Here is an 11,742-nt window from a genome sequence, read left to right as displayed (position 1 = left end):
ACTGAGACAACCCAGCATGACGACAGCCAAACCGGATCTGCTTTCCCTCGCGACGCGTTTCGCGCTTTTGCCGGACGCGCAGCGCAAGGCCTTTCTCACGAAGCTTGACGCAGCCGGCATCGATTTTCGCGTGCTGCCGATTCCACCGCGCGCCGAGCGGACCGCGAGCGTGCCGGCTTCGTTCGCGCAAACGCGTCTGTGGCTGCATGCGCGCATGATCGACGAACCGGCCGCGTACCACATCACAGAACGTCTGCGGCTCGACGGCGCGCTTGACGCGAATGCATTGCGTCTTTCGTGCGATGCGCTGATCGCTCGCCACGAGGCATTGCGCACGACCTTCACCGAAAGCGCGGATGGCGTGTTGCAGACCGTGCATGCGCCGTCGCGCTGTCCGTGGCATGCGAGCGACGTGAGCACGCTGCCCGCGCACGAGCGTGAAGCACGCGCGGCTGCCATCGCGCGAGCGGATGAAGCGCAGGCCTTCGATCTGTCGCTCGGCCCACTGATGCGCGCGCATTTGATCCGGCTCGACGCGACGACGCACTGGCTCGCGCTGACGACGCATCACATCGTGTCGGACGGCTGGTCCGCTGACATGATGCTGGCGGAGTTGGCGTCGTTCTATCACGCGTATGCGAAGAGTGAAGCCGTATCGCTGGCGCCGTTGCCGATCCAGTACGCGGACTATGCGCTGTGGCAGCGCCGCTGGCTTGATGCGGGCGAGCGTGAGCGTCAGCTGGAATTCTGGCGTGCCAGGCTGGATGCGAGCCGCGACGTGTTGATGCTGCCGGGGGCCGCGCCGCGTCCGGCTCAACGGAGCGCGCGTGGCGCGCGGCATCGGTTCGTGCTGGATGCCGCGCTCGTCAGGCAGGTCAAGGCGCTCGCCAATGCCCAGCGCGCTACGCCGTTCGCGGTGCTGCTGGCGGCGCTCAATGCCGTGCTCGCGCGCTCATCGGGCGAGGCGCAGATTCAGATCGGCGTGCCGGCTGCGAATCGCGAGCGTGGCGAAGTGGCGGGCCTCGTCGGCTTCTTCGTGAACACGCTGACGCTCGCGACGCCTGTTGCCGCAACGCAATCGTTCACCGCGCTAGTGCGTGCGACCCAGCAAACGCTCATCGACGCTCAATCGCATCAGGACGTGCCGTTCGAACAGGTGGTCGAAGCGCTCGGCGTGGTGCGCAGCGCGAGCCATCATCCGCTGTTTCAGGTGATGGCGGCGTATGGTGCGCGTCGTCGTTTGCCTTCGCTTGCCGGCGTTCGCATGACGGAGTTGCCTTCGGGGGCGCCGTTCGCCAAGTTCGATCTGACGCTGAGCTTCGAGGAACGCGACGACGGTTCCGTGGATGCCTACTTCATCTACGCGCTGGATCTCTTCGAGGCGGATGCGGTTGAGCGGCTGGCTGCGCGTTTCATCGAATTGCTGTCGAATGCAACGGCCGCGACCGGGACGGCGATCGGCGATTTGCAATGGCTGCCTGACGCCGAGCGTGCCCAACTGGATGCGTGGAACAGTACGGGAGTCAATCATCGGGAAGCCTTCAGACCGGTTCACCAGCGCGTGGCCGATCATGCGCATGCTCGGCCGGGAGCACGCGGCGTAGCGGATCTTGAGCGCTCGCTCACACGCGGCGAAGTCGACGCGCGCGCGACGCGGTTTGCGCAGCAGCTCGTGGCAGCCGGCGTGAGCGCGGAGATGCGCGTTGGGGTGGCGCTGAGCCGCTCGGTCGATCTGCTGGTTGGCCTGATTGCCGCGCTGAAATCCGGCGGCGCGTTCGTGCCGCTCGACCCGAGCCATCCGCGCGAGCGTCTCGCACAGATTCTCGATGACGCACGGATCACCCATGTCATCACCGAGCGCGCCAGCCTGGCCGCGCTGCCAGCGTCGGATCGTTTGCGCCTGTGGTTGATCGACGAAGAGCCGCAGCATGACGATCGATCGGCTGCGTCGATCGTCTTGCCTGTCGTCTCGCCGTACCAGGCGGCCTATGTGATCTACACCTCGGGCTCAACCGGTAAACCGAAAGGTGTTGTGGTCGATCACGGTTCGTTCGCGCTGCACTGCGCGGCGATTGCCGAGCGTTACGGCGCGGGTGAAAACGACGTCTTCCTGTTGTTCCAGTCGGTCAATTTCGACGGCGCTCACGAAGGCTGGTTCTCGCAGTACATGTCGGGTGCCGCGGTGGCCATCACCGCCGACACACTGTGGCCGCCCGCGCAAACCTGCCGGATGATGGTGCGTGAAGGCGTGACGATGACCTACGTGCCGCCGGGTTGCGCGACGCAGCTTGCCGAATGGGCGCTGGCACACGGTGCGCCGCCGACTTTGCGATCGCTAACAGTGGGCGGCGAGGCGACTTCACGCGAAGCCTTCGCGCTAATGCGCCGCGCGTTTCCGAACGCACGCATCGTCAACGGTTATGGGCCGACCGAGACCGTCATCACGCCGATGCTGTGGATGTTCTATCCGACCGACGATGTCGCGAAGCTCGCCGATAGTGCCTATCTGCCGATCGGCACCTTGGTCGGTGCCCGATCCGCTCATGTGCTCGATGCCCGTCTGAATCCGCTGCCGGTCGGTGTGATCGGGGAGTTGTATCTGGGCGGCGAGGGCGTGGGTGTCGCACGTGGCTATCTCGACCGGCCCGCGCTCACCGCGGAGCGCTTTGTGCCTGATCCGTTCGGTGCGCCGGGCGCGCGCCTCTATCGCACGGGCGACCTGGTGAAACGGCGCGCGGACGGTGTATTTGACTTTATCGGCCGCGTGGACCATCAGGTGAAGCTGCGTGGCTTGCGTATCGAGTTGGGCGAAATCGAGGCGCAGCTCGCCGCCCATGAGGATGTGCGCGAAGCCGTGGCGATCGTACACGGCAAGGGTGCGCACGCGGCGTTGGTGGCGTACGTCGAGTTGGGCGCCGAAGCGCGCGAACGCAACACGCGGGCGGACGCCGCGGAACTCGACGCGCATTTACGTCACACGTTGCCCGATTACATGGTGCCCGCGCATATCGTCGTGCTCGATGCGTTGCCGCGCAATGCGAATAGCAAGGTGGACCGCGCTGCATTGCCGGAGCCGCAGCGTGTCGCGCGGGCCTATCAGGCGCCTGCTCCTGGCCTCGAAACGGCGCTTGCCCTGATTTTCCGGGAGGTGCTGGGCGTGGAGCGTGTCGGTCGTGGCGATCACTTCTTCGAACTCGGCGGCCATTCGCTCGCGGCCGTGCGTGTGGCGACACGGGTAGCCGAACGGCTTGCGCGAGATGTGCCGGTGCGCACACTCTTCGAAGCACCGATCCTGGCTCAGTACGCGCAGCGGGTGATGGCTGCTGCGCGAAGTGAGGCGGTGGTGGAAGTGAATGCCGAGTCCGGGTCGCAGTCAGGCTTCGTGAGTGGGTCGACGAAATCGCGCACGGTTGCCGAAGCGTCAGGCGTGTTGCCGCTGTCTGCCGCGCAACTGGGCCTGTGGTTCTTGTGGCGTGCGCAGCCGGACAGCGCGGCCTACAACATTCCTGTCGCGCTGCGTTTGCGCGGGCCGCTCGATGTCGATGCACTGCGTGCAGCGTTTACCGGGGCTACGGCACGGCATCCAGCGTTGCGAACGCGCCTCGTCGCGAGAAACGGAGAATTGCCGGGCCAACGGATTGCGGCAATGATGCCTTTCGAACTGCCGGTGATCGATCTGTTTTCGCTCGAAGCGGCGGATACCTCGGATACCTTGGGTAACGCGGATATCGCACGCGAGGCCGCCGCCGTTACGCTCACTGACGAAGATGCGCTGACGCCGTTCGATCTGCTCGACGACGCGCCGCTCTGGCGCGTGCGGCTGTTGCGCGTCGGCGAGCACGATCATGTGTTGTCGCTGGTGGTGCATCACATCGTCTCGGACGGACAGTCGATCGATCTGTGGCTCGAGGAAGTCCGCACGATCTATGTGGCGATCGTGCGCGGCGCGTCGCCTGCGGCTTCGGGTCCGTCGTCGACGTTGTCTCACGCGTTGGTTCTGCCGGTCACCGCGCCGCGCGCGCGCCTGTCCTTCTGGCGCGACGTGCTTGCCGACGCGCCCGCGCACGTTTTGCCTGCGCCTCCTTCGGGCCGTTCCGCCGCGCCGAGTTGGACCGCAGGCCGCCTCGCGTTCGAATTCTTGCCAGACGTGGTGCGACGTGCTCGCGCTATGGCGCTTGAAGTCCACGCAACGTTGCCGATGCTGCTGCACGCCGCGTTAAACGTCGCGTTCTATCGTGCAACCGGCGCGGCCGATCAGCCGGTCGGTGTTCTGGCATCGACGCGTGAATTGACAGGCGAGACCGCGCGCCGCGCGCTCGGGCTCTTCATCAACGCGGTGGTGGTGCGCACACGGCTCGCGGAAACACACACGCCCGCCACGCTGCTGGCAGAAGTTCGCGATGCGGCCCTCGCGGCCTATTCGCATGCGGATACACCCTTCGCCGATGTGGTCGCGGCGGTGCGCGCGCCGCGCCCGGAATCCGGCAATCCGCTCTTCTCGGTGATGTTCAATTATCTGCGCCCCGCCGGCGCCGCGGAGCGTGACTGGGCCGGTCTCGCGCTCGACGAATTCAACGACGTCCGGCATCGCGTCGTGTTCGAACTGGAACTCGATGTGGTCGAGCATGCGGATGGACGCGTGACGGGTGCGTTTTCGTATGCGGATGAACTGGTCGACGGCCAGTTCGTGGAGGTGTTGACGACTGACTATTTGCACGTGGTTCAGCAGTTCGTCGATGTGCCGCATGAAGCACTCGGCGCGTCGCCGGCGCGGTTTGCACTTGCAACGCCCGCCATTGCTGCAGGAATGAATGCGTCCGGCGCACTTCACGATGAAGCAACCCGGCTCGCCGAAGCGCTCGAACGTGTCTGGAGCGATCTCTTCGAAGGCAATACGCCGGCACATCACGACGATCTGTTCGAAGCGGGCGCGACTTCGTTCGACGTCGTGCGCTTTGTCGACGCCGCACAAGCAGCCGGCCATGCACTTTCGATTGCCGATGTGTTTGCCGCGCCGAGCTTCGCCGGCCTGGGCACGCGGATCGTGGTGGGGGCATCGACCGTTGCCGAGGTGCGGGATGCCGGTTGAAACCCACGTCACTCGTCAAACATTTTTCTCCGGCCAGCGCACCCAGCGCGCCGGCTCACACCGATAAGGACCTGCGACATGCACAGAGATACCATATTTGATCTGATCGGCATCGGCTTCGGGCCGTCGAATCTGGCGCTTGCCGTGCGCCTCGCCGAAGAGGCCGGCGTATCAGACCTCGCGCATTGTTTTATCGAGCGACAACCCGAGTTCGGCTGGCACCGCGGGATGCTGCTCGACGACTGCCGGATGCAGATTTCCTTCCTCAAAGACCTGGTTACGTTGCGTGATCCGAAGAGCCGCTTCACGTTCATCAACTATCTGTTCGAGCGGGGACGTCTGGCAGATTTCGTGAATCTGAAGAGTTTCTATCCGACGCGTGTCGAGTTCCACGATTACCTCAGCTGGGTGGCCGCGTCGTTCGATGACCGCGCGCACTACGGCCAGACAGTGATCGGTGTCGAAGCGATCAAGAGCGCCGCTAACGCGAACGAAGTCGAAGCAATGCGCGTGTTTTCGCGCGACGAAGAGGGCCGCGAGTGGCAGCGCGTGACGCGCGCACTGTCGGTCGGCATCGGCGGTGGCGCTCAGGTGCCGGAGGCGTTTGCCGCGCTCGGTACGCACAATATCGTGCATTCGTCGAAGTATCTGACTTCGATCGACCGCGTGGTGGGTAACGCCAACGGCCCGCGCAAACGCGTGGCCGTGATCGGCGCGGGGCAAAGCGCGGCCGAAGTGTTTATCGATCTGACGCGCCGCTATCCGCATGTCGACGCGAGTCTCGTGATCCGTTCGAGCGCGCTCAAGCCCGCCGACGACAGTCCGTTCGTCAACGAGATCTTCAGCCCGGCTTTTACCGACATCGTCTACGCGCAGCCGAGAGATGGGCGCCGTTCGCTGATCGAGCGCTTTCGCGACACCAACTATGCGGTGGTCGACCGTCCGCTGATCGAGCAGATCTACGAAATGCTCTATATGCAGAACGTTGCGGCAGAGCCGCGCCATCGCTTGCTTGCGAACACGGGCATCGAGACGGCGGTGCGCACGGCAAGCGGTCAGATCGAGCTCACGCTGCGCGATCGCCTGAGCGGTCACGCGCGTGCCGAGCAATTCGATGCACTCGTGCTGGCGACGGGGTATCGCCGCGACACGCATTTCGAATTGCTCGAAGGCCTCGCGCCGCATCTGGGCGACGCGCTCGCGCAGGGCAACGTGGAACGCGATTACCGGCTTGCCACGCCCACGAGCTTTAAACCGCGTATTTATCTGCAAGGCTGCTGCGAAGACAGCCACGGACTCTCCGACACGCTGCTGTCGGTTCTCGCGCTGCGTTCGGACGAAATCGTCGCGTCGCTTGCCCGCCACACATCACAAGACCGGTCGGCCAGCCGGTCTGCACAAACAGAAGAAAACGGGACGAGCAAGGGCCGCGTGGTCTTCGCTCTTTAATAAAGCGCGGCCACTTGGCCGCATAACAACCTGGAGCATCGAGAGATGGAGTGGGCAATAGGCACGCGTCGGCGTGCGATCGCAGGTGCGGCAAGCATGGCGTTTTACGCTGCGGCAGCCGGGCATGCGCAGGCGCAGCAGGTATCCCAACCTGCTGCGCAGCCAGCGGGCGACGCACAGCAAACCAACACAACACAACAGGACGCAACGCCTGCCAATACGCTGCCTTCAATCAGCGTCAAAGGGGCGGCTGAGAGCGAGCCAACGGTGGGCCTCGTCGCCCGCCGCAGCAGCACGGGCACCAAGACTGACACCGCGCTGAAGGAAATCCCGCAGACGATCAACGTCGTGACCGCGCAGCAGATCGAGCAAACCGGCGCGACCTCCATCAATGAGGCTTTGCGCTACATTCCGGGCTTTTCGACGTATGGCTCGGATGTCCGCTCCGACTGGTATTCGGTGTTGCGCGGCTTTACGCCGACCGTCTTCGTCGACGGGCTGCAGGTGCCCAGCACGCTCAATCTTTCGAGCTGGCGTGTCGATCCGTTCATGATCGACAGCATCACGGTACTGCGCGGTCCGACTTCCGTTCTGTACGGCCAGGGCGATCCGGGCGCGATCATTGACGTGCAGAGCAAGCTCGCGAACGGCGAGCGCATCCGCGAAGTCGAAATGCAGGTGGGCGATTACGCGCGCAAGCAACTGGCTTTCGATGTAGGCGACAAGATCGATAAGGACGGCACGCTGTCGTATCGTTTTGTAGGCGTGGGGCGCGACGGCAATTCGCAGACCGGGCCGAATCCTGAGCAGCGTGTGGCGATCGCGCCTTCGGTGAAGTGGCAGCCGAATGCAAAGACCTCGCTGACCGTGGAGGCGAGCTATCTGCAGGATTGGGGCGACGCGTCGAACAACTTTCTGCCGGCGCAAGGCACGATTCTGCCGAATCCGAACGGCAAGATTTCACCGGATCTCTATACGGGCGATCCGGAGTTTTCGCACTACCGCAAGAAGCAGTGGTCGGTGGGTTATCAGTTTGAATACAAGTTCGATCCGGTCTGGACGTTCCGGCAGAACACGCGCCTGATGCACTTGTCACTCGATCAGGGGCAGGTGTTCGGCGGCGGTCTCGATCCGGCGGACCCGACCGAGGCCTCGCTGCTGCGCTACGTCGGCTTGTATCAGCTGAACTACAGCCGCTTCGACGTCGACAATCAGGCGTTGGCCAAATTCCGCACCGGTCCACTCGAGCATACGATGCTGTTTGGCTTCGAATACAACCGGCAGTCGACAACCGACAGCGAGGCGATGGCGACCGGGCCGAGCCTGAATATGTACAACCCGGTGTATACGCCGATCACCAACGCGATCTTCGGCGGCCCCGACGCGTTTCCTCGCACCGATACGAAATCGACCCTCAATTCGTTCGGCGTCTACGCGCAGGACCAGATCAAGTGGCAGCGCTGGGTGTTGACGCTCGGCGGCCGCCAGGACTGGAGCGACACCACGCAGAACGATCTCGCGGGCGGCACGCGTCTCACGCAGAACGATCATGCGTTCTCGGGGCGCGTCGGGCTCGTCTATCTCGGTGATTTCGGGCTTTCGCCGTACATCAGCTATTCGACCTCGTTCAATCCGCTAGTTGGCGTGAAGATCGCGGGCGGCGGCATTGCCGAGCCGACCAAGGGCAAGCAGATCGAAGCGGGTGTGCGCTGGCAACCGGCCGGCAAGAATCTGATGCTGAACGCCGCCGTCTATCAGATCAACCAGACCAACGTCGTCACGCCCGATCTCGCGCTCGACCCGACCGGCAGTACGTCCGTGCAGACGGGCGAAGTGCGCTCGCGTGGCATCGAGTTGAGCGGGGTGGGTAACGTTACGCGTAATTTCTCGGTGATTGCCGCGTACGTGTATCAGGACGTGAAAAACATCAAGGCCGGCGACGATACCTTGGGCAAGTGGCCTGTGGATATTCCACGGCCGCGGCAGATGGCTTCGTTGTGGGGCGACTGGACGTGGCACGTCGGGCCGCTCGCCGGCCTCGGCGTTGGTGCGGGTATCCGCTATCAAAGCGGCGCAGCGGGCGCGGCCGACAACTCGCTGTACGTGCCGAGCTACACCGTGTACGACGCGGCGATTCACTACGAAATGCGCAATTGGCGCTTCGCTGTGAATGGGCAGAACATTTTCAATCGCCGGTTTGTGAGCGGTTGCCAGTCGGTGAATACCTGCTTCTATGGGAATCCGCGCACGGTGATCGCTACGGCGAGGTACGACTGGTAAGGGATGGGTGTTCGGATCACGGTGGTGAGCGTGTGTGCTGTCCGAACACCCATTGTTTTGATTTCATTCGCAACTATGGATACTCTTTCGATCCGACTATGCCGAAGAAAAAACTCGTTTACATCTGGTCTCTGAGAAACGCAGCCGCTGATAAAGCGGGGCAGGATGTCGCGTACAGGAGCGGCACGCGGTACATGAAGTCAGTGCTGGAATCGCTCGTGGAAGCGCTTAACGACACCGAACTCGGTGAGCAGTATTCGTTGGAGAAAGTGATCTACGACGATGATGCGGGATCCGCGTTGGATCGTGAGAAACTGAAAGAGTATGGGTTCTCGTATGAGCCGGGTAAGCGGTGGTTCTATCCGCCGAATTTGCGGGTGCAGGGTAAAGCTGTCAATGATCTGTTGCTTGCCATTCCGTCGGCTTATCGGCGTGAGCCGCTTGGCGCAGCGGGACGCACGGCAGGCAAGAGCCGATTTGAGAAGCATTTGCTCGATACGCTGGTCGAACTGAAGGCCGATATCGTCGTGCTGGATGGACTGTTGATTATTCTCGATGAATTGGTGCGGCCGGGGGCACTGTTCGAGCGCAAGATCGTCAATATTCATCCGGGCGTAACGCGGGAGGAGTCGCCATATGAGCGGCGGGGTGCGTATGCGACGCTCGATGCATTGTATGGGGCGCGTGGCAAGAAGGTGGTGAACTGGAAGACGATGGAAACTGTGGAGGTGGAGCCGCTTTATCTTACCGGGGCTTCGTTTCATTACGTCGATAATGGGATCGATTCGGGTGAAGTGATTCATGATGTGCTGAGCACTGAGATCGATAAAGATGACACGATTCTGGAACTGCGTTGGAATAACTTCAACCGCAGCCTATTTCCCGCATTGCATGAAGGGCTTGCTATGCTGGCTGAGTATCGTGTGAAGTCTGAAGTCTGAAGTTTGATTGGTTGGTCTTTTCCTCTTTTGTTTGCCTGCGCGGCGCTTGTTGTTGTGTGCCTATGGTGTTGGCCTTTCCTTGAATTGTTATTGGTCTATTAGTGTCGCCCCTGTGCGGGGCAGGCACTCACTTCTCTTTGCCGCCGCAAAGAGAAGTGAGCAAGAGAAAGCGGCTCACACCGCTAGCTCATAAGCGGGTCCCCCGGCTTGTTGGAGGGGGTAGTGGTACATCTGGAATCCGTGCCCTCGCAGATTCGCCGTAAGTGACAAAGGCGTCATTCTTCCGGCGGCGCTGCGCGCGCCGATGTGCATTTCTTAACACCGATCTCCGTAAGCGGATGTGCTGCTTTTATGCTGACCCTCACACGGGTCGCTCGCGGCCCGTGTTTCGCCGTTCAGCATGAGTCGCATTGAATGGACTGGCGTGCTGGCGCTGCCGCTACTTTTTTCAGTCTCCTCGATGCACTTCCCGACACCACAAAGCTGAGCACCGCGAGTACCCATACGCCCACGCCGCCGTATAGCATCACCCAGCCGAAGCCTTCTATCAGCGCTGCGTGAACGGCAGTCCCCGCGGGATCGATCTGTGCCAACGCCGGGATTCCCGCTCGGACTGCCTGGGCATCTCCCGCTGCAATTTTCTCCGCCAGATGGCCGAGTGGCGCGGTGTCGAACGTCGCCGGAAGTTTCGACTTCAGGCTGAACAGGATGCCCGCCACCAGGATCGCGCCCATCAACGCAATGTTGATCGCAAGCGTAATCATTCGTGCACTCATGTCGATGCCGGAGGCCATGCCCGCGCGCTCGGCGGGAACCGCGCCAGTCGTTGTGTTGGTGACGGGTGTGTTGGTCAGGCCGAGACCGGCACCAGCGAGTACGCAGCCTGGCAGCATGGCCAGCACGCCCGGATGCGCGGCGCTACTGCCGTAGCGCATCAGGATGAAGCCGAGGCCGATCGTGAAGAGCCCAGCAGGGATGGCAATTCCCGATCCGTAACGGAACGCCAGGCGTTCACCAAGTGGTGGAAATAGGAGCGTCGGCAACGTATAGGCGAGCAACGCCATGCCCGCGCTCACGCTGTCGTAGCCGAGTCCGATCTGGAAATAGATCGGCAAGTAAATCATGAACGGCCAGAAGCTGAAATTCATCCCCGCGGAACCCATCAGTGCGCCAGAAAACTGCGGAATCCTGAAGACCGAGAAGTCGAACATGGGGCGGGCGCTGCGTTGTTCCGCCCAAAGAAAGGCTGCGAAAGCCACCAGCGTCGCCACGACGATGAAGATCGCACGCGGACTCGTAAAGCCCATGTCCGAGCCCTGCGTGATGAAATACACGAGGCCAAATACCGCCAGTGAGAGCGTGACAATGCCAGCAATGTCGAGGGTATGCGCGTGGGGATCGCGCGACTCCTGCACGCCACCGAAAACGAATATCAAGGTCGTGGCGGCGAGCAGCGCGTGCACCCAGAAGACCCATTGCCAACCCGACAACGCAACGATCATTCCGCCGATGATCGGCCCAAAGCCTAGCCCAATGCCCAGGATGATGCCCCACGCGCTGAATGCGCGGGCGCGCTCAGGTCCTTCGTTGAACTGGTGCGAAAGGATCGCCACCTGGCATATCAACATCACGCCGCCACTCGCACCTTGCAACAGACGCGCGACGATCAGCGTCGATACGCTCTGCGCGAATCCGCAAATCAACGACGTGATGCCGAACAACGCAATCCCGATCACAAATATCCGTCTGCGGCCGTATCTGTCCGCAAGCGTGCCCGTCGCCATCAGCACGGTCGTTACCGCGAGCGTGTAGGCGTTCATGATCCATTGCATGCCCTTGAAGTCGCCATGCAAAAGCCGTTCGAGTGTGGGTAGGATCACCGGCACGCTGGAGATTTCGAGGCCGAACATCAAGGAAGACAGGCAAACGGCGGCCAGCGCCAGCATGTTCTTCGGAATGGGGAAGGGGCGGGCCGCCTGAGCG

General features: G+C 62.4%; 5 protein-coding genes. 4 read left to right on the top strand and 1 reads right to left on the bottom strand.

Annotated features, from left to right (window positions below; translation table 11 throughout):
* Nucleotides 1-16 precede the first annotated feature (16 nt).
* The 4 genes from PQQ52_RS15145 (at nt 17) to PQQ52_RS15130 (ending at nt 9,759) form a co-directional block, all read left to right on the top strand.
* The gene (locus tag PQQ52_RS15145) at nt 17-5,089 is read left to right on the top strand and encodes a non-ribosomal peptide synthetase (RefSeq protein WP_408212507.1); all 5,073 of its coding nucleotides are present in this window, start codon (nt 17-19) and stop codon (nt 5,087-5,089) included.
* Between the two features lie 78 nt (nt 5,090-5,167).
* Nucleotides 5,168-6,538 carry a lysine N(6)-hydroxylase/L-ornithine N(5)-oxygenase family protein gene (locus tag PQQ52_RS15140; RefSeq protein ID WP_408212504.1) on the top strand — a complete coding sequence of 457 codons (1,371 nt, stop codon included), beginning with the start codon at nt 5,168-5,170 and terminating at the stop codon, nt 6,536-6,538.
* Between the two features lie 45 nt (nt 6,539-6,583).
* Nucleotides 6,584-8,818, top strand: coding sequence for a TonB-dependent siderophore receptor (locus PQQ52_RS15135; protein WP_408212501.1), 2,235 nt, complete (start codon nt 6,584-6,586; stop codon nt 8,816-8,818).
* A gap of 98 nt (nt 8,819-8,916) precedes the next feature.
* The gene (locus PQQ52_RS15130; RefSeq protein ID WP_408212498.1) at nt 8,917-9,759 is read left to right on the top strand and encodes a formyltransferase family protein; all 843 of its coding nucleotides are present in this window, start codon (nt 8,917-8,919) and stop codon (nt 9,757-9,759) included.
* Between the two features lie 395 nt (nt 9,760-10,154).
* On the opposite strand, the gene PQQ52_RS15125 is transcribed toward PQQ52_RS15130, so the two are convergent.
* Complete coding sequence (locus tag PQQ52_RS15125; RefSeq protein ID WP_408212816.1) at nt 10,155-11,705, bottom strand: MFS transporter; 1,551 nt, start codon at nt 11,703-11,705, stop codon at nt 10,155-10,157.
* Nucleotides 11,706-11,742 lie beyond the last annotated feature (37 nt).

The organism is Paraburkholderia sediminicola (assembly GCF_046030555.1).
Lineage (GTDB): Bacteria > Pseudomonadota > Gammaproteobacteria > Burkholderiales > Burkholderiaceae > Paraburkholderia > Paraburkholderia sediminicola_E.
This window is presented reverse-complemented; position numbering and strand designations above follow the sequence as displayed.

Bases quoted from the DNA above. Each gene is read 5' to 3' on its own strand.
- PQQ52_RS15145 (WP_408212507.1), top strand. From the start codon at position 17: ATGACGACAGCCAAACCGGATCTGCTTTCCCTCGCGACGCGTTTCGCG.
- PQQ52_RS15140 (WP_408212504.1), top strand. From the start codon at position 5,168: ATGCACAGAGATACCATATTTGATCTGATCGGCATCGGCTTCGGGCCG.
- PQQ52_RS15135 (WP_408212501.1), top strand. From the start codon at position 6,584: ATGGAGTGGGCAATAGGCACGCGTCGGCGTGCGATCGCAGGTGCGGCA.
- PQQ52_RS15130 (WP_408212498.1), top strand. From the start codon at position 8,917: ATGCCGAAGAAAAAACTCGTTTACATCTGGTCTCTGAGAAACGCAGCC.
- PQQ52_RS15125 (WP_408212816.1), bottom strand. From the start codon at position 11,705: ATGCTGGCGCTGGCCGCCGTTTGCCTGTCTTCCTTGATGTTCGGCCTC.